At 36.1% G+C, this 19,302-nt stretch carries 18 protein-coding genes, 1 tRNA gene and 1 pseudogene; 13 read left to right on the top strand and 7 right to left on the bottom strand.

The window, feature by feature from the left end:
- Positions 1 to 225: 225 nt before the first annotated feature.
- From IPP61_13700 to IPP61_13680, 5 genes are all read left to right on the top strand, one after another.
- Positions 226 to 297: transfer RNA gene (locus IPP61_13700), tRNA-Glu, on the top strand.
- 164 nt (positions 298 to 461) lie between these two features.
- Complete coding sequence (locus IPP61_13695; protein MBL0326212.1) at positions 462 to 806, top strand: transposase; 345 nt, start codon at positions 462 to 464, stop codon at positions 804 to 806.
- 7 nt (positions 807 to 813) lie between these two features.
- Positions 814 to 1,782 carry a transposase gene (locus IPP61_13690; GenBank protein MBL0326211.1) on the top strand — a complete coding sequence of 323 codons (969 nt, stop codon included), beginning with the start codon at positions 814 to 816 and terminating at the stop codon, positions 1,780 to 1,782.
- 1,201 nt (positions 1,783 to 2,983) lie between these two features.
- Positions 2,984 to 3,358, top strand: a complete 375-nt coding sequence (locus IPP61_13685; GenBank protein MBL0326210.1) for a hypothetical protein — start codon at positions 2,984 to 2,986, stop codon at positions 3,356 to 3,358.
- A 38-nt stretch (positions 3,359 to 3,396) separates the two neighbouring features.
- Positions 3,397 to 3,666 (top strand): hypothetical protein, encoded by a 270-nt coding sequence (locus IPP61_13680; protein MBL0326209.1) that lies wholly within the window; start codon positions 3,397 to 3,399, stop codon positions 3,664 to 3,666.
- Between the two features lie 4 nt (positions 3,667 to 3,670).
- On the opposite strand, the gene IPP61_13675 is transcribed toward IPP61_13680, so the two are convergent.
- The gene (locus IPP61_13675; GenBank protein ID MBL0326208.1) at positions 3,671 to 4,243 is read right to left on the bottom strand and encodes a thymidine kinase; all 573 of its coding nucleotides are present in this window, start codon (positions 4,241 to 4,243) and stop codon (positions 3,671 to 3,673) included.
- Between the two features lie 93 nt (positions 4,244 to 4,336).
- On the opposite strand from IPP61_13675, the gene IPP61_13670 reads away from it, so the two are divergent.
- Positions 4,337 to 5,497: a hypothetical protein gene (locus IPP61_13670; protein ID MBL0326207.1), complete on the top strand. Its 1,161-nt coding sequence runs from the start codon at positions 4,337 to 4,339 to the stop codon at positions 5,495 to 5,497.
- Positions 5,498 to 5,555: 58 nt separating this feature from the next.
- Here the strand turns inward: IPP61_13670 and IPP61_13665 are convergent, their stop codons facing one another.
- Positions 5,556 to 7,874, bottom strand: coding sequence for an ATP-dependent DNA helicase RecQ (locus tag IPP61_13665; protein ID MBL0326206.1), 2,319 nt, complete (start codon positions 7,872 to 7,874; stop codon positions 5,556 to 5,558).
- A gap of 174 nt (positions 7,875 to 8,048) precedes the next feature.
- Here IPP61_13665 and IPP61_13660 point away from each other — a divergent pair, with 174 nt between their 5' ends.
- From IPP61_13660 to IPP61_13650, 3 genes are all read left to right on the top strand, one after another.
- Positions 8,049 to 9,023, top strand: coding sequence for a KpsF/GutQ family sugar-phosphate isomerase (locus IPP61_13660; protein ID MBL0326205.1), 975 nt, complete (start codon positions 8,049 to 8,051; stop codon positions 9,021 to 9,023).
- Positions 9,023 to 10,615: an L-aspartate oxidase gene (nadB, locus tag IPP61_13655; protein MBL0326204.1), complete on the top strand. Its 1,593-nt coding sequence runs from the start codon at positions 9,023 to 9,025 to the stop codon at positions 10,613 to 10,615. The genes IPP61_13660 and nadB overlap by 1 nt, the downstream gene beginning before the upstream one ends.
- A 184-nt stretch (positions 10,616 to 10,799) precedes the next feature.
- A complete protein-coding gene (locus IPP61_13650) occupies positions 10,800 to 11,021 on the top strand; it encodes a PspC family transcriptional regulator (GenBank protein ID MBL0326203.1) in 222 nt (73 codons plus the stop codon).
- A 41-nt stretch (positions 11,022 to 11,062) separates the two neighbouring features.
- Here IPP61_13650 and IPP61_13645 read toward each other — a convergent pair whose 3' ends face one another.
- The gene (locus tag IPP61_13645; GenBank protein ID MBL0326202.1) at positions 11,063 to 12,274 is read right to left on the bottom strand and encodes an NADH-quinone oxidoreductase subunit D; all 1,212 of its coding nucleotides are present in this window, start codon (positions 12,272 to 12,274) and stop codon (positions 11,063 to 11,065) included.
- A 52-nt stretch (positions 12,275 to 12,326) separates the two neighbouring features.
- Between IPP61_13645 and IPP61_13640 the strand changes: the two genes are divergently transcribed.
- The 4 genes from IPP61_13640 (at position 12,327) to IPP61_13625 (ending at position 16,126) form a co-directional block, all read left to right on the top strand.
- Positions 12,327 to 12,890 carry a hypothetical protein gene (locus tag IPP61_13640; protein ID MBL0326201.1) on the top strand — a complete coding sequence of 188 codons (564 nt, stop codon included), beginning with the start codon at positions 12,327 to 12,329 and terminating at the stop codon, positions 12,888 to 12,890.
- A gap of 84 nt (positions 12,891 to 12,974) precedes the next feature.
- Entirely contained in the window at positions 12,975 to 13,796 is an 822-nt protein-coding gene (locus IPP61_13635; protein ID MBL0326200.1) for a serine acetyltransferase, read from the top strand.
- A gap of 1 nt (position 13,797) precedes the next feature.
- On the top strand, positions 13,798 to 14,565 hold the full coding sequence (locus IPP61_13630; protein ID MBL0326199.1) for a class I SAM-dependent methyltransferase: 768 nt from the start codon (positions 13,798 to 13,800) through the stop codon (positions 14,563 to 14,565).
- Positions 14,566 to 14,638: 73 nt separating this feature from the next.
- The gene (locus IPP61_13625) at positions 14,639 to 16,126 is read left to right on the top strand and encodes a glutamate--tRNA ligase (protein ID MBL0326198.1); all 1,488 of its coding nucleotides are present in this window, start codon (positions 14,639 to 14,641) and stop codon (positions 16,124 to 16,126) included.
- A gap of 174 nt (positions 16,127 to 16,300) precedes the next feature.
- On the opposite strand, the gene atpH is transcribed toward IPP61_13625, so the two are convergent.
- The 4 genes and pseudogenes from atpH to atpB all read right to left on the bottom strand — a co-directional run bounded on the left by atpH (position 16,301) and on the right by atpB (position 18,857).
- Positions 16,301 to 16,834, bottom strand: coding sequence for an ATP synthase F1 subunit delta (gene atpH, locus IPP61_13620; GenBank protein ID MBL0326197.1), 534 nt, complete (start codon positions 16,832 to 16,834; stop codon positions 16,301 to 16,303).
- A 28-nt stretch (positions 16,835 to 16,862) separates the two neighbouring features.
- Positions 16,863 to 17,357 carry a F0F1 ATP synthase subunit B gene (gene atpF / locus IPP61_13615; GenBank protein ID MBL0326196.1) on the bottom strand — a complete coding sequence of 165 codons (495 nt, stop codon included), beginning with the start codon at positions 17,355 to 17,357 and terminating at the stop codon, positions 16,863 to 16,865.
- 105 nt (positions 17,358 to 17,462) lie between these two features.
- Positions 17,463 to 17,729, bottom strand: coding sequence for an ATP synthase F0 subunit C (gene atpE / locus IPP61_13610; protein MBL0326195.1), 267 nt, complete (start codon positions 17,727 to 17,729; stop codon positions 17,463 to 17,465).
- Positions 17,730 to 17,814: 85 nt separating this feature from the next.
- Positions 17,815 to 18,857: pseudogene (atpB, locus tag IPP61_13605) on the bottom strand (F0F1 ATP synthase subunit A).
- Between the last annotated feature and the right edge of the window lie 445 nt (positions 18,858 to 19,302).

Genomic DNA, 19,302 nt, shown 5'->3' with positions numbered 1-19,302 from the left:
TGTTCGATAATTTGCTCAAAAAGCCACAAAAAGCGTTAATTTTTACTTTTTCCTATTTTTCATTGAATTTTTGAAAGAATATTGAAAATTTATGGAATATTTAAAACTTTGACTTGCATCATAAAAATAATCGTACTACTTTTGCACCACGATTTCGGAAACGGAGTCGGACATTTAAAAAAAATACTGTTTTGTAACGCTATTTTTCGATAAATGGGACCAGTCGGCCCTATCGTCTAGCGGTTAGGACACGTCCCTTTCACGGATGAAACCGGGGTTCGATTCCCCGTAGGGTCACAAAGATGTGAAGTGAAAAAGCGAAGGCCTCAGATGAAAATCTGGGGCTTTTTCTTTTGCGAAAATCTAAAACCAAACATTTCCTTTCAAGGATGAAACGGATCAATCAAAAAAGTTGGGGGGATAAAGAAAACTTATTTATTTTGGGTTCTAAATAATAGAAATTGAACCAAGACTTAATCCAATTACTTCTACCAGAAGGCTTATTTGAATACTTTGAAGTAGTTAAAGTAGAAAAATTAGAAAGTTCTTTCAATATCCATATTGCAGAACGAAATCTAATTCCTAAAGAATTCGGAGGTCAAAAACTTGAATCCAAAGGGTACTTTGAAGAAGAATCTGTGAGGGATTTTCCACTTCGTGGCAAGGCTTGTTTTTTGAAAATTAAGCGACGCAAATGGCTCAATCATGACACAGGAAAAATAGTTTACAGAAACTGGGATTTAGTTGCTTCAGGAACGCGAATGACATCAGAATTTGCGGCTTTTTTAAAAGGAGCTTTTAGATAACACACCTATTAGTTGCAAAATAATAGGTGAATTGTTTCAATTAGACGGTAAACGCCTACAAGAGCAATATGCTGCCCACCTGAGTGGATATACAACTTGGGTTCAACGAGAACATGCTCAACAGTGGATACTTTTTCCCGAAAATATTGGCGAATATTTATCATTAGACGAGACCTGTCTTTCAAATGGTGATTTGTATACTATACTTACAAACAAAGCGGCAAAGGGCAAAAAGGGAGCTTTAATTGCTATGGTGAAAGGTACTGTAAGTGATACGGTCATTGAGGTTTTGTACAAAATCCCAGAGTCCAAGAGGAAGAAAGTAAAAGAAGTAACATTGGATTTAGCCCCAACTATGGAACGAATCGCTAAGAGAAGTTTTCCAAAAGCTAAACTGGTATCTGATAGATTTCATATCCAAAAACTAGCTAATGATGCAGTACAAGAAATCAGAATCAAACATCGTTGGGCGGCAATAGAACAAGAAAATAAAGAAATAGAATATGCTAAAGAATTAAAGAAAAGATACGTTCCCGATGTTTTGGAAAACGGCGATACCTTAAAGCAACTATTAATCAGAAGCCGATTTCTTTTGCATCAAAGAGAAAATAAATGGTCTGCTTCTCAAGTACACAGGTCTGAGGTTTTATTTAGACTATATCCCGATTTAAAACAGGCCTACGACCTCAGCATAGAACTATCCAATATTTTCCATCAGTCAAAAAATAGACTAATAGCATTTAAAAAGTTAGCCTTATGGTATAATTCAGTAGAGAAGTTTGAGGAGAAAACATTCAATACCATCGCCAGAACTATTCAGAACAACTATGAATACATCCTTAACTACTTCGATAATAGAAGTACAAATGCTTCAGCAGAGTCTTTCAATGCAAAAGTAAAAGCACTAAGAAGCCAATTTAGGGGTGTAAGGGATATTAGCTTTTTCTTATTCAGATTACAAAAAATATATGCGTAATCCCCCCCCCAACTTTTTGGGTTGATCCGATGAAACCGGGTGGTGCGGCATTCCGATTCGATTCCCCGAAGGCAGAGGCGTTCAAGCCTCCAAAGATGTGAAGTGAAAAAGCGAAGGCCTCAGATGAAAATCTGGGGCTTTTTCTTTGCGAAAATCTAAAACCAAACAGTTCCTTTCAAGGATGAAACCGGGTGGTGCGGCATTCCGATTCGATTCCCCGTAGGCAGAGGCGTTCAAGCCTCCAAAGATGTGAAGTGAAAAAGCGAAGGCCTCAGATGAAAATCTGGGGCTTTTTCTTTTGCGAAAATCTAAAACCACACATTTCCTTTCAAGGATGAAACCGGGTGGTGCGGCATTCCGATTCGATTCCCCGTAGGCAGAGACGTTCATGCCTCCAAAGATGTGAAGTGAAAAAGCGAAGGCCTCAGATGAAAATCTGGGGCTTTTTCTTTTGCGAAAATCTAAAACCAAACATTTCCTTTCAAGGATGAAACCGGGTGGTGCGGCATTCCGATTCGATTCCCCGTAGGCAGAGGCGTTCAAGCCTCCAAAGATGTGAAGTGAAAAAGCGAAGGCCTCAGATGAAAATCTGGGGCTTTTTCTTTTGCGAAAATCTAAAACCAAACAGTTCCTTTCAAGGATGAAACCGGGTGGTGCGGCATTCCGATTCGATTCCCCGTAGGCAGAGGCGTTCAAGCCTCCAAAGATGTGAAGTGAAAAAGCGAAGGCCTCAGATGAAAATCTGGGGCTTTTTCTTTTTTATTGTTTTAAAAAAAACAATTTCGTCAATTTCCAGCCATAGAATATTTCAGTTTTATACTTTCCCTGATAATTTATCAAAGCAATTTTATTAAACCGAAAATATTTCTGTATTATTAATTCATATTAAATCCTGCCATTTTCGGCAAAAAATAGGGAATAATTAGATTTCCGTTAAAAAAATGTTAAAATCATATTAATTATTAAAAAAAGTAAAAAAACTTTTTTTGGAAAATATTATTTGGTTTTGAATTTAGTTTTTTCAAAAAATCTTAATTAATCGCTTTTTACATCAAAATTCAAACTCCATTTTTCAAATAAATACAATTTTTAAGATAAAATTGGCCATTTTTCCACAAAGACGACACGCTTTTGACATTTGGTGGGTCCAAAAAGAAACTTAATATTTGCTCTCAGTATTGGAACAACAAATTAAAAAACAATGAATACTTTAAAACATATAGGTGCTAATTTATACATAAATAACGACGCAGTTGAGGCCATTGACTTTTTGGTTGATCATCAGCTGATGCCTAAAACCTACCATAAGTCTTTTGCAATTGCCAATCAGGAAGGTTTTGACCTGGATATGATTGTGTTTAATCCTAATGAATCTGACGACAAGTTTATGCATTTTAAACTTGAAGATTTTGCTTCAAATTCAGAAACCTTATTCTATTTGGTGAATATGTTTAATTTTCTTTCCGAAAAAGATTACGAAACATACAAACCAGCTCAAAAAAAATTGGAAGATTACCTTTACATGATCCCTACCTACAGGGCACTGTTTGGCTACAAAACCGTTGAAGAAGACTAAAAACGGTTAATTTTTTAATTCTAAATTTTATTTCAAAAATGAAAACAATTTTTGTCGGAATATTTCTGACCATATATTCTTTTGCCTTTTCTCAAGTGAATTCTGAAAACCCTTTAAACAATAAAGGAAATTATAAAACCGGTTTAAAGCCCGCTTCAGATAAGGGGATTAAGACCACAAAAAAATCAGTATTCAGAAAAAATTATAAAAAATCAAATATAGAAAATCCTGAAAACCAGGAAACTAATAATTTGGTTGATTCATCTGAAAAATCAATTAGAAACAGAAATTACAAAACGAAGCGGTAATAAATCAATCATTATAGCATTTTCGGCATCTGGCTTCATAGAGGTCTGTTTCTCCTAACAACACCAGGTTTTCGTCTTCTACTTTCCGGAAGGAATGATGAGCTATATCGCCGCAAATAACACATATGGCGTGTACTTTCGTAACGTATTCTGCTATGGCCATTAATTGCGGCATAGAACCAAACGGTAGCCCACGGGAGTCCATATCCAGGCCTGCTATAATTACTCTTTTACCCTGGTTTGCAAGTTTGTTACAAACATCAATGATACCCTGATCCAAGAACTGGGCTTCATCAATCCCGACCACGTCGCAATTCCCTGCTAACAAGAGAATTTCTTCGGCAGCATTAACCGGTGTGGACCTTATTGAAGAATGATTGTGAGAGACAATATCAAATTCATCGTACCGAACGTCAATCCCTGGTTTAAAAATCTCCACATTTTGCCTGGCAATCTTGGCCCTGTTGAGCCTTCTGATTAATTCTTCAGTCTTTCCCGAAAACATGGAGCCAGAAATTACTTCAATCCAGCCACTTTTGGCATCTTTTCCTCTGGCTCTTTTGGGTTCGATGAACATTTTTTAATTATTTTTTCGTTATTTGCTTAAATGGCAAAAGATTTGATTTAGCTTTTGCACGTGGTTCTAATTACAAAATAAAAGAAATATAAAATGATCGACAAGTGGAATGCCTCCGAATTGAAAAATAATTCCGCCGAATTTTCAAAAGTGATTTGTAATGAGTTTTTTAGTTACAAAGAAAAAATCGAAGGTACCGAAATAATTAACCTTACTGAAATAAAGCAACTAAATCTTTTTATCTTAAAATCTATTTTTGATAAATGGAAAACAGAAACCGAAAATCTCAGAAGTCCTTACTTTGATTATTCCCATCCGGAGGTAAACAAAGCTTTCGAAGAATTTATGAATATACTTTCGAGGCATATATCGATTTCAAAGGCTCATTTTGGAGGATTGGTTGAAAAAAGCCTTGCTGACACGGTTTCACTTTACCAAAGCCCAAGAGATTTTTTTCTGGAGCAAATGCGAAATTTGCCTGAATTTAAACTCACTCAGGAATGGCTACAAACCAACGGTAAGTTTTTTTATGACTACAACTGGGTACTGAGAGAACTTTCAGCCAAGCTTAGTGGAGTTCAATTTGTTTATGCCAACGAAGCCAATGAGTGGATTCAGGAGATTTTGCCTGATTCTAAAGTCGAAAACCATGAATCTGAAATAAAGGATATCAAAAAAATTATTGGAATAACCGAACATCAGACGGAAGGTAAAAATCCTTATCAATCATTCTTTGACAGTATAGAAGAATACAAACAAACTAAAAAGACAACCGAAGCCCCGGAAGCCTTGAATATTGAATCTGTCAGGACCGAAGAACCAAATATTATTAAAGAAGTAGTAGAAGTACCCGCTGAGGCTCCAAAACTGGAAATCAAACAAGAACCTGCTCTTCAGACTCAGGCAAAACCGGTAATTCCTTCATATTCTGTTTCAGAAGAAAAAAACAGTACAATTAATGATGTAATGCATAACAGCACTGATTCGGAGTCTTTGGGAGATTTGTATCAAAAAAAGAAAATTGAGAATATCAGAGGCAACATTTCATTAAACCAGAAATTCTTGTTTATCAATAATCTTTTTGGAGGCAATTCACAGATATTCAACCAGGCAATTGATGAGCTTGAGGTCTGCGGAAGTTTTCAGGAAGCGAAAGATCAAATGTTAAAAAAATACATGCCGCAATTTAAATGGAACTTAAATAATCCGGAAACGGAAGAGTTTTTGGATTTACTGAAAAGAAGATACAATTAAAAATTATATATTCTTAGAAAAGCAAAAGAGGCTGCTCATTAAAAGCAGCCTCATTTTTTTAGTTGGCCATTTCCGAAATAAATTTTATTCTCATGAGCCTGAGTTCTTCTTCTGTTACTTCGTCATCATAATCATCAAACTCTTTCATTGCAGTTTTTATGTCATCTGAAGACGAATTCATGAAATATTCATAAATATCATTTTGTTTATCGCGGTCAATCATTTGATTGATGTAATAATCCAAATTCAACTTAGTACCTGAAAAACAAATACTTTCAATCTCAGTGATAAGCTCTTCACCGTTCATTTCTTTGGCTTCAGCTATTTCTTCCAAATCAATTTTGCGGTCTATTTGCTGAATGATAAAGATTTTGGTTTTTGACTTATTGACCGTAGTTTTCACCATTAAATCTGAAGAAGTCTCGATCTCGTTGTCGTCAACATACTTGTTGATCAAATCCAGAAAAGGTTTACCGAATTTCTGAACTTTTCCCATCCCTACCCCATTGACCTGAGCAAGTTCCTGCACATTGGAGGGATAAGTTGTGGCCATTTCTTCTAAAGATGGATCCTGAAAAACAACGTATGGAGGTACGTTTTTCTCCTTGGCCATTTTTTTACGAAGAGCTTTCAATAGCTCAAGTAATGCCTGATCAGCTGCACCACTACCTCCTGAAGGACCAGCAGTTTGTACCAATTCGTCTTCACCGCTACCTTCGGTTTCGTTCAGGTCGTGATCTTCATGGAAAGTTATTGAGTAAGGATCACTAAGATAACTATGACCTTTTTCTGATACTCTTACTACGCCATAATTTTCAATATCTTTTTCAAGATACCCAAAAACCATAAGTTGTCTGATAATAGAAACCCATTTGTCAGAGGCAGAAATTTTGCCATCGGCATTGATATCGGCTTTTGGTTTACGGTTTACTACAATCTCGTCTTCATCTTCCTCCTCTTCCTCTTCAAACTTATCCAACAAGTTGAAATATTTCAATCCCGTTCCAAATTCCGGCAACTTATCATGCCCATAGCTGGCTATGGCAGGATTGTCTTTGGTGTTGCCTGTAAGTACGTCAGCAATATGATTTGCTGAGAATCTTTGTTCAGTTTTTAAGATTGTCTTTATTACAAGTTTAACCTCTTCTTCGCCTTTGAAAGTCTTGGTTGGCTTATTACAGTTGTCACAAAATCCACAATCTTTCTCAGTTTGTTCTCCAAAATAACTAAGCAATTGCCTTCTTCTACACACGCCCAGTGAAGAATACGCCACCATTTCCATCAAAAGAGCTTTGGCGTTATCGCGTTCGGTTACGTTTTTGTCTTTGTTAAATTTCTCAAGCTTAGTGATGTCATCAAGTGCATAAAACATCAGACAAGTGCCATCAAGACCGTCTCTGCCTCCTCGCCCGGTTTCCTGATAATATCCTTCCAGCGACTTCGGAGCATCATAGTGAACTACAAACCTTACATCAGGTTTATCGATCCCCATTCCAAAAGCAATCGTAGCCACCACAATGTCACAGTCTTCATTCAGAAATGCATCCTGATTTCTCATTCTTACGTCAGAATCCAGGCCAGCATGATATGGTAAAGCTTTGTATCCGTTTACTACTAACAGTTCGGCAATTTCCTCCACCTTTTTGCGACTCAGACAGTAAACTATTCCTGATTTACCTTTATGTTGGTTCAAAAACTTAATTAACTGCTTTTTAGCATTTTGTTTTGGCCTTACTTCATAATAAAGATTGGCTCTGTTAAATGATGTCTTGAAAAGTTCCGAATTGTCCATGTCAAGACTTTTCATGATGTCAAGCTGCACTTTTGGTGTTGCAGTAGCCGTAAGAGCAATTATTGGCAAACTTTCATCAATATTCTCAATAATCTCTCTGATTTTCCGGTATTCAGGCCTGAAATCATGCCCCCATTCCGAAATACAGTGTGCCTCATCTACAGCCACAAAAGAAATCTTGGCTTTCTTAAGAAATGCCAGATTATCTTCTTTGTTAAGAGATTCCGGTGCAATGTACAGCAACTTACATACGCCATTGGTCACGTCGTTTTTTACACGGTTCATCTCAGATTTATTGAGAGTACTGTTCAAAAACTGGGCGTTGATACCGAATGCCATCAGCTGATCTACCTGATTTTTCATGAGGGCAATCAGAGGTGAGATTACGATAGCGGTTCCTTCCAAAACGGTGGCAGGCAACTGATAACAAAGTGATTTCCCTGCTCCGGTTGGCATTATTACAAATGTATTTTTCCCCGAAACAATACTGGTAATTATCTTTTCCTGTTCCCCTCTGAAATTATCAAATCCAAAAATTTCTTTCAGATTTTTTTTCAATTCTTTTTCAATTGATGCATTGATCATAGCTATTTCAAAAATTAGCTTAAAAATTTTAAAGCACGATTATTTTCGTGGTGATTTAAATTCTGTATGCTAATATACAAAAAATTTATTTGTGATTTTGTTTACTTTAAAAATGTTTCTCTAAAAAAATAAAATTGAAAGCTTAAATTTGCAGACAAAAATGCCTTTTTTAAAGTGGGGACGAAAATAGAAAAAAAAATAATTGAAATTGCCAAAAAAGTACTTTCAGATGAATCAGAGGCAATAAAATCTTTAATTAGTACAATTGGAACTGAATTCAACGCTGCAATTGATTCAATATTAGCTTCAAAAGGTAAAATTGTTTTGTCCGGAATAGGCAAAAGTGCCATTATCGCTCAAAAGATTTCTGCTACTTTTAATTCTACGGGTCAAAAAGCCGTATTCATGCATGCTACCGATGCCCTGCACGGTGATTTAGGAATAATTGATAGCGATGATATCATTATAATTCTTTCAAAATCAGGCAATACTCCGGAACTAAAAGTGCTTTTACCATTATTAAAGAGAATGGGCAATAAGGTCATTTCTTTAGTGTCAGATACTTCCTCATTTTTAGCCCAACAATCTGATTTCGTTATAAATGCACATGTAAAAACCGAAGCCTGTCCTTTAAATTTAGCTCCTACTACCTCTACAACGGTTGCACTTGCTTTGGGTGATGCAATGGCCGTTTGTCTTTTGGAAGCCCGCGAATTTTCGAAATCTGATTTTGCGGTTTTTCATCCCGGTGGTAGTTTAGGAAAAAGACTATACCTGAAAGTTTCTGATATTTATCCGCAAAATGCATTACCAATTGTAGCTAAAAATGCTGGTTTGAAAGAAGTTATCATAGAAATGTCATCAAAACGACTGGGTGCTACAGCAGTAATTGACGAAAATGGTCATTTGGAAGGTATTGTTACAGACGGTGATTTGAGAAGGATGCTTAACAAAACCCAGGATATCAATGCACTTATTGCAAGTCAAATCATGACACCTGATCCAAAAACTATTGAGAAAGATGAATATGCCACCTCGGCACTACAAATGATGCAGGAGCTAAATATTACACAATTGATTGTGGTTGAAGAAAAAAAACCGGTGGGTTTTGTACATTTGCATGATCTTTTAAAAGAAGGTTTAATTTGATGAAACAAGTAGATTTTTTAGTGATTGGATCCGGGATTGCCGGACTGAGTTTTGCTTTGAAAGCCTCAAAAAAAGGTAAAGTATTGATACTCACCAAGGTAAATGCCGACGAAACTAATACAAAATACGCTCAGGGTGGAATAGCAACCGTTTTCGACCCTGAAACCGACTCTTTTGAGAAACATATTAATGACACGCTGATTGCAGGTGATGGATTATGTGATAGAAAAATTGTTGAAATTGTAGTTACGGAAGGTCCCGATAGAATTAAAGAACTCATAGAATACGGTACCAATTTTGACAAAGAAGAAACCGGTGAGTATAACCTTACCCGTGAAGGTGGACATTCAGAAAAACGAATATTACACTATAAGGATATTACCGGCTGGGAAATTGAAAGAGCTCTGCTTGAACAGGTTGAAGCAAATCCAAATATTGAAATCCTGACTCATTATTATGCCATTGAGGTTATAACCAGGCATCATCTTGGTGAGCCAGTTACACGTTCATCAAAAGACATTGATTGCTGGGGTGTGTATGCTCTCAATGTAAATACAGGTGAAATCGAAACAATACTTTCCAAAATCACTGTAATGGCAACCGGTGGTGCAGGTCATATTTATGCAGCCACTACCAACCCTGTAATAGCAACCGGAGACGGAATTGCGATGGTTTACAGGGCGGGTGGAAAAGTGCGTGACATGGAAATGATGCAGTTTCACCCTACTTCTTTATATAATCCGGGTTCTTTCCCTAGTTTTTTAATCACTGAAGCCGTCCGTGGCGAAGGCGGTGTGCTTAAAAACAAGCACGGCAAGGAATTTATGTATGAGTACGATGAAAGAGGTTCATTGGCTCCAAGAGATATTGTAGCCCGCTCTATTGATGCTGAAATGAAGAAAACGGGTGAGGACTATGTATTTCTGGATATCAGTCATAAACCCAAAGAGCATATTCTCGAACATTTCCCTAATATTTATGAGAAATGCCTGAGTATTGGGCTTGATATTACAAAAAACCAAATTCCGGTTACTCCGGCAGCACATTATCTCTGTGGTGGAATTCTGGTTGACGAGTATGGTAAAACCACTATTGAAAATCTTTTTGCTTGTGGCGAATGCTCCTCAACAGGTCTGCATGGAGCCAATCGTCTGGCATCCAACTCTTTACTTGAAGCCGCGGTATTTGGTCATAGAATAGCAAAAGTGGCAATTGAAGAAGTGGACAGGATTGAATTTAACAATAAAGTACCGGACTGGAATTCCTTTGGAATGGTACAATCCAACGAAGAGGTATTAGTTACTCATAGCACACGCGAACTTCAAAAAATGATGTCAGATTATGTTGGAATTGTTAGATCAGATTTCAGGTTGGAAAGGGCACTTCGAAGAATTCATCTTTTGAAGGATGAAACTGAAGAATTTTATAGAAAAACCAATATTTCGGTAAAACTTTGTGAACTCCGTAATCTAATTCTTTGTGCAGAAATGGTTATAAAATCAGCTCAAAAAAGAAAAGAATCCAGAGGATTACATTATACTACTGATTTCCCTTATAAATTGGGAGGACCGGCCGAAAATACAATTATTTAAAAAAATCTAAATTTCTTTCCGCAAAATTTAAGATCGGGCGGAATAAATTAAAAAATTTCTGGTTTTTATATGTCAAAAATCATAATTAATGATTTTTGGAACTTTTTTTGATGATTATTGTTAAGTTTGTGGTGTGAAAGCAATATTTGATAGCCATATATTAAAAATATAACCATCAGGATTTATGAATAAGTTGAAATTTCTATTTGAAAGTAATCTTTTTGGTGTCTGCACCCGTATCGGGGAAAAATTAAATTTCTCTGTAGGTAGCATTCGCAGATATTTTATCTATGCCTCTTTCTTTACACTCGGCTCTCCTGTAGTCATTTATCTTTTTCTTGCCTTTTGGATGGAAATAAGAAAAAATATCAGAAGAGCTCAAAACCCTACCGTTTGGGAATTTTAATTTATTACATTTTTATATTTTGTAATAAGTTTTTTCAAATTTCAGCGATCCACTTCTCCCATTACCAGGTCAAGCGAACCAATTATTGTGACCAAATCGGCAACAAGCATTCCTTTTGCAAGTTCTGGCAATACCGACAAATTATGAAAAGAGCAGCTTCGGCACTTTAATCTGTCTGGCACATCAGTCTTTCCGTTTGTTCTGAAAAAGAAGCCTAATTCACCCTTGGGGTTTTCTGCTCTTGTATAAAAATCCATAGCTGCAGGCCTGATTTTTTTTGGAACTGCCGACTGAGGATTAAATTCTTTATTTCTGATATGTTTTTTGGTCAAAACTTCAATGCACTGGTCGATAATTTTGAGAGATTCCCAACATTCGAGTACTCTTACATAGTTTCGATCCCATGAATCACCCACTTTACCCATTTTTCCTTCACCAACAGGAATATCAAAATCAAGTTCGGGATAAACTGAATAGGCATCAATTCTTCGTAAATCATATTTAAGACCTGAACCCCGTAAAACCGGACCCGTACAACCATAATTTACTGCCAGGCCAATAGGTAAAACACCTACTCCCGCTGTTCTCTTTATAAAAATTTGATTCTCGATAATCAATTGTTGGAGCTCAACCAACTTTGGTCTTACATAATTAACAAACTCTGTACATTTTTCTTCAAAACCAACCGGAAGATCATAAAATAGCCCTCCTACCCAAATATAATTGTATAAAAGACGGGCACCTGAGACCCATTCGAGCATCCTTAAAATAGTTTCTCTGTCTCTGAATAGCCATAAAAAAGGTGTCGAAGCACCTAAATCTTGTGCATAAGTGCCAACAGCCAGAAAATGGGAAGCAATGCGGTTAAGTTCAGCTACCAATACCCTGATATATTCCACTCTTGGCGGAATTTCGGTTATGCCAAGCATTTTTTCAACCCCCATGGCATAAGCATGTTCAGAATTCAAGGCTGCCACATAATCGAGGCGATCAACATATGGAATGATTTGATTAAAAGGGAGATTTTCAGCATGTTTTTCAAAACATCGGTGCAAGTAACCCATATGTGGCACTACCTCCTTGATTAGCTCACCATCGGTTACCACCTCCAATCTTAACACACCATGAGTAGAAGGGTGCTGAGGTCCCAAATTGATCAGCATTTCCTGTTCCTCCAATATTTCAATACTAAATTTGGTTGGCTCTGAAATGCTTAAATTTTCGGGTCTATATTTGTATTGTATTTTTTGCATAATCCACCCAAAATTAAGATAAAATTTCAAATTTTTAAGCTCATATTCTCAAATGCACGATATCGAACCCTTTTATAATTGGCAACGATACTATTTACCTTACGAAGATCCCAAAAGTCCGTTTTTTCAAATTGAAGAAACGACCCAATATCACAATACAGTTTATGGGTACTATATTCATCCAGACTGGGACGAAATAGGTTCAGAAACACTTTATTGTAAGCTAATTATGGTTAATTATTTACAAAAATATGCTGTGATTGAATTGATTGGCGAATGGAATGACACTTTACACAATGATGTCATGTATTTTAAGCGTTTTTTGATAGATAAATTAATAAAAAATGGAATAAAATATTTTATTTTAATAGGCGACAATTTGCTTCAGTTTCATGGAGGAGAAGATGACTATTATGAAGAATGGTTTGAAGATGTGGAAGATGGTTGGATTGTTGCGTTAAACTTCAGGGAGTTTATTCTGGAAGAGTTCGGAAAATTCAGGCTCGATTATTATTTAAATTATGGTGGAACACTCCAAATCGAAAATTGGAGAACTTTAAAGCCTGACCAACTGTTTTCTTTGGTAAATTCACTTGTTGTCAGAAGGTTAACCTGAAGAAGTTTATACTCAAAATACATAAGAGTAACTAATTGAATATCATTTACTTATAAAAATATATATTTTCAGAAAAGATAAAAAATGAAAAGACTAGGGAAAGATTTTATAAAACATATTTTTGAGAAACACCAAAATACAGAAGCAGTGGCCTCAACGAATGAAATTGCTGAATGGGCCACAAAACTTATCCATTTACTCTTTCCGGAAAAAACCAAAGATTTTTTTCCAACCACTGATGAAATTGAAGGAGAATTCTGGAATCTGGGAAATGAACTTAAGCATATTTTGGAAACCACGGATCAATGCAAAAATTGTGAAACAGAAGAAAAAGTTATACAATTTAAAGATTCGATTGAAGACCTCTACAATATGCTAAATACAGATGTAGAAGCTATTTTAAATGGTGATCCAGCAGCTAAGAGTGAATTTGAGATTATCAGAGCATATCCCGGTTTTCAGGCTATTTCATTTTATAGAATCGCTCACCTTTTACACAAAATTGGTATTGTGCTTATTCCAAGAATTTTGACGGAATATGCTCATTCTCAAACCGGTATCGATATTCATCCGGCTGCCGAAATAGATAATTATTTCTTTATCGATCATGGCACAGGTGTGGTAATAGGTGAAACTACTCATATCGGAAAACATGTAAAAATATATCAGGGGGTCACATTGGGGGCTTTAAGCGTTGACAAATCATTGGCTAACACCAAAAGACATCCCACTGTTGCAGACAACGTAGTGATATATTCAGGTGCTACAATTTTAGGTGGCGAAACGGTTATAGGAAAAAACTCGGTAATTGGGGGTAACGTTTGGCTTACAAGAAGTGTCCCGGCCAATAGTACGGTTTATCATAAACCTGAAATCAAAGTGGTAGAAAACGAAATTGCTTCCTGATATGCTTATAAATCACACCGAGTATGAGGCCATGTATGATGTCGAAGAAAATATGTGGTGGTACAGAATACTGCATATAAAGACATTAGAGGCCATTTCAAAGCATTTTAAAGAAGATAAAAATATCAGAATCCTCGATGCAGGATGCGGCACAGGCGGTATGATGCAATTTCTAAAATCCAATGGTTACAACAACCTCGAAGGTTTTGATTTTAATGAAAGTGCCGTTGAATTTTCAAAAAACCGTAATCTGAACGTTAAAAAATCAGACATACTTAAAACCGAAGAGGCATTTTCCAAGGCAGAATATGACCTTATTATTTGCAACGATGTATTATATCAGTTTGATAATAAAGAAATTACAGACATCCTTTACCAATTTGAGAAAATATTAAAACCAACCGGAATATTAGTTACCAACAACAATTCTTTTAAGATTTTTAGCGGTACACATGACCTGGCAGTAGGTAGCAAAAACAGATTTGTTCTTTCAGATTTCGAAAAAATAATTTCTGAGATTTCAAATTTGAAAATAATAAAATATCATTATTGGAGTCTTTTTCTTTCACCGCTTATTTTAGTGATCAGAGTTTTTCAAAATCTAAAACTCAGGCTTGGAATGATAAATATTGAAAATATAAAATCAGATGTGAAAATGCCTTCTGATTTTGTAAATTCTATATTATTTAAAATTGTAAAATTTGAAAATACTATCCTTAATAATTCACCTTTTGGTAGCTCCCTGCATTTGGTCATCAAAAAACTCTGAATAGAAAAAGAAAAAAGAAAATATTAAAAATGGCCTGTTTTGAGTAATTTTGCAGGCCAAAAAATACATTTTAATGAGCGTAAGAGTAAGATTTGCCCCGAGTCCAACAGGGCCTTTACATATTGGTGGTCTCAGAACTGCCCTATACAACTATTTATTTGCAAAAAAGATGGGCGGACAGATGCTCCTCAGAATAGAAGATACTGACCAAACCCGATTTGTTCCCGGAGCAGAAGAATATATCACAGAGGCGTTGAGCTGGGCTGGAATAAAAATTGACGAAGGAGTAAAAGAAGGTGGCCCGATGGGACTATACAAACAATCAGAAAGAAAGGAAATCTATAAAGAATATACACAAGAACTCCTTGATAAAGGTCTCGCTTATTATGCATTTGACACTCCTGAAGAATTAGATGCACTCAGGAAGTCTCTTGAAGAAGCCAAAGTGGATAATATTTCATACAATGCTGTCACCAGAATGCAAATGAAAAACTCTTTGACACTAAGCAAAGAGGATTCTGAAGCTAAAATTGCGGCAGGTGAGCCATACGTAATCAGGCTAAAGGTTCCATTGAAGGAAGAAATCAGGTTTAAAGATATTGTGCGGGACTGGGTTGTGGTGCATTCATCAACTATAGATGATAAGGTGTTGATGAAATCAGATGGCATGCCCACTTATCATTTAGCCAACGTGGTTGACGATCACCTGATGCAAATTACACATGTGATTCGCGGTGAAGAATGGCTTCCATCGGCACCACTACATATTTTATTGTACAAATCTTTTGGTTGGGAAGCTCCGCAATTTGCCCACCTGCCCCTTTTATTGAAGCCGGAAGGAAATGGCAAATTGAGCAAAAGAGATGGCGTATTGGGTGATTTTCCTGTATTTCCACTTGAATGGAAAGACCCTGCAACAGGTGAAATCGCAAGAGGTTTCCGAGAAGATGGGTATTATCCCGATGCTGTTGTAAATTTCCTTGCCTTTTTGGGTTGGAATCCGGGAACAGATCAGGAAATAATGAGTCTGAACGAACTTATCGAAGCTTTTGATATCAACCATATTCATAAAGCCGGGGCTAGATTTGATGTAAATAAAGCTAAATGGTATAATCAACATTATCTTAGACAAAAACCAGATGAAGAACTTGCCAATGAATTGGGTTTAGATGACAAAAATCTGGCACTTTCTCTGGTAAAATTGATGAAAGAAAGAGTAACTTTTACAAAAGAGATAAGCTCAGAAGTACCTTATATTTTTAGTGAAGTGAGTACTTATGATCAGGAAATAGCCACTAAAAAATGGAATGATATGGCCAAAAATGCCATGCCTGAGATTGTAAATATTCTTGATAAAATCGAAACATTTGAATCTCAGAATATTCATGATGCATTGTTTGCCGGCTTGGAAGAGAAAGGAATTAAACCCGGAAAAGTAATGCAGGCTCTAAGGCTGGCAGTTACAGGTGAGGGAAAAGGTCCGGATTTGATGTTGACATTAGAGATTTTAGGTAAGCAAAAATCTATTATGAGAATAAATAAGGCTTTGGAAGTTTTATAAAAAATCTTTTCTTTATGAATAGAAACACGCTTCGAAAGGGGTGTGTTTTTTTTATCGGAAAATCCGAAAATACCTTTTGCAAAAAAGAAAATATCTAAATAGCCTAAAAAAGAAAAAACCTCCATAGAACAGAGGCCTTTCTCAACTTTATAGCCATGAAAACTAATTCAAATTTTAAGCAAATGCAAGTTTGAGCTCGTTGAGTTTTTTCTTAACCGAAGTATCGATTTGAGTATCGCCAACTTTCAACACAAATCCACCAATAAGGCTCTCATCAATTTTTTCTTCGAGTTCGATTTTCTTCTTGAGTTCATCTCCTACTACTTTTATCAGCTCTGATTTTTGAGAGGCTGATAGCTCAACAGCAGAAGAGACCTGCACTTTTTGAATTCCGTTTAAAATATTATATAATTTCTGGAATTCTTTCGCAATAGGATAAATAATCCTTTCGCGATTCTTTTTAGTTAAGACGGTCAAAATACTAAAAGTCACACTATGAACGCGATTTTCAAATATTTTTTTCAGAATTCCCAGTTTTTTTTCGTGCCTTACTATCGGGCTAGCCATAACGGCCCTAAACTCATCATTCTGGTTACATATGTCCTCAAAAAAGGCCATATCGGTATTAACTTCATTTACTACCCCTTGCTCTTTTGCTAGATCAATCAATGCTTTTGCATAACGATATGCAACGGTTGAATCTGACATATGAATTCTATTTTTTCCCAATTTTTTATTAATTCAATTTTACATCACCCAAAAGTTCGTCAACAAACGACTCTTGTTTTGATTTATCAGAAAGCTCTTTTCTCAATACTTTCTCAGCAATTTCAAGCGAAATAGTAGCTACATCTTTTCTGATTTGACTCATCATTTTGGCTTTTTCCTGCACCATAGTTTCACGGGTATCTGCCATGATTTTGTTACCCTGAATTACAGCATTTTCTTTTGCATCAGCGACCATTTTATCGGCAACTTCTTTTGCTTCTTTAATAATCTGATCTCTTTCTTTTCTGGCTTCTGCTATTAGTTTTTCGTTATCAGATTTCAGTTTGGCCATTTCGGCTCTGGTTTCTTCGGCCATTTTCAAGGCTGATTCAATTTCTCCTTCTCTTTCCTTTAGGGCAGCTATAATGCCACTCCAGGCAAATTTTTTCAAGAGAAACACCAATACCCCAAACACCACAACCATCCAAAACAATAAGCCAACTGCAGGTTTTAACAATTCCATTTTTATATTGATCTATTTAATTTATTTTATTTTTTCGAATTTAATTCTCCCGGATCTAACACCTAATGTGAATAAATCCGGGAGGAATCTGATTTCTATTACGGCTTAAGCCATATTGAATGAAATCAAAAGACAGATTACAGCTGCAAAAAGTGCAACGGCTTCGATCAAAGCCGCGATGATGATCATCATTGATTGGATTTTACCGGCTGCTTCTGGCTGACGTGCAACACCTTCCATTGCACTTCCACCAATTTTACCGATACCATAACCCGCACCAATTACTGCAAGACCAGCACCCAAACCGGCACCGATTGCGATAAGACCATTGCTGCTTGAAGCTGCCTGTAAAATAATGTTCAAAAGAGACATAATTTTATTTGTTTTTCTCTCCCCCTCAGAGAACGTGAAAATTAAATCGGCTTACCGCAGGGTCCGGTATCCGGAATATTTTTAATCAATGATGATCGTGATGCTCTTCGATCGCAGTTCCGATATACATTGAAGTTAAAAGCGTAAAAATAAGAGCTTGTAAAAATGCCACCAAAAGCTCGATTAGGTTCATAAACAAAGCGAAGCCGGCTACAATTGGGCTTACCGCCCAGTTTTGAAATATAAATATCAAACCAAACAAACTCAACATAATAATGTGACCGGCAGTAATGTTGGCAAACAAACGAATCATCAATGAAAGTGGCTTCATAAACACACCTATAATTTCTACCGGAATCAAAATAATCCACATGGCTTTGGGCACATCCGGCATAAATACGTGTTTCCAGTAATATTTATTACCATTGAGGTTTACAATGAAAAATGTAATAACTGCCATGGTCATTGTGATGGCGATATTACCGGTAAGGTTAGCTCCACCCGGAAATAAACCCAGCAGGTTGTTGATCAGTATAAAAAAGAACAAGGTCAGTAAATATGGAAAATACTTTTCGTAGTTTTTACCAATTGATGGCTTCACCACTTCATCTCTCATATATAAAATGACAGGCTCAAGTATTGACTGAATACCTTTAGGAGCTTTCCCCTGTTTTTTTCATAGCCTTTTCTTACTGCAGAAAAAATCAGGATTAATAATACTGCACTTAGGAACAGAGAAAATACATTTTTTGTAATAGAAAAATCCCAGGGGTGTACCGACTCATTTACAGTGCCATCGGCATTTACTTTTACAATATGCTCATGCTCATTTTTCCATCCGTTATAAACCTGGCCATGCTCAAGTTTATTAGAAGAAAATATTTCCAGACCCGACTCCTTGGTGTAAAGAATAACCGGAAGTGGCAGTTTTAAACCATGGGCAAATTCCCAGCCATGCTCATCAGAAATATGATGAATTATCATTTTCGAAATGTCAAATTTCTCTTCAGTTTCATGGCCTTCATGACTTGTAGCAGGTGCTGCGGCGGCGTGATCCTGATGCTGAGAATAGGCAAAAAATGTAGTAAGAATTGCTGTAAGAACCGATAAAAGAATCCTCTTAGACATGTTGTATTATTTGTTAATAAAAGCAATATTTTGAGGCTTACTCAAAAACGTCGCAATTTACGAAGTAAAGTCGATATTTCAAATATTGTGAAAAATAAATAAAATACAAATACATTCACCGCCAAAACAAATTTATTTTCCTTATCGAGATACATAACGATACCTGTAAATGCCATTATTAAAATAAATTTCAAAACCACAGTTGTGAGAAAAAATTGAATGAATTTCTCACGGTTATTGCCCAATCCCAAATTAGATATCGTTATCACCAAAAAGTCCAGACTAGCAAAAAAAGCAAAAATCAACCAGATTTTTGGATGTAAAAAATTATTTAACGGACTGATGCTAACTAGAAATAATACAATTAGTCCGGCTATAATAGAGATATATTTTTTCAAGAATAAATTAAGATTATTTTCAATACAAAAATATAACTTATTTTAGT

This window comes from Cytophagaceae bacterium, assembly GCA_016722655.1.
In the GTDB taxonomy this organism is placed as follows: Bacteria; Bacteroidota; Bacteroidia; order Cytophagales; family Spirosomataceae; genus Leadbetterella.
This window is presented reverse-complemented; position numbering and strand designations above follow the sequence as displayed.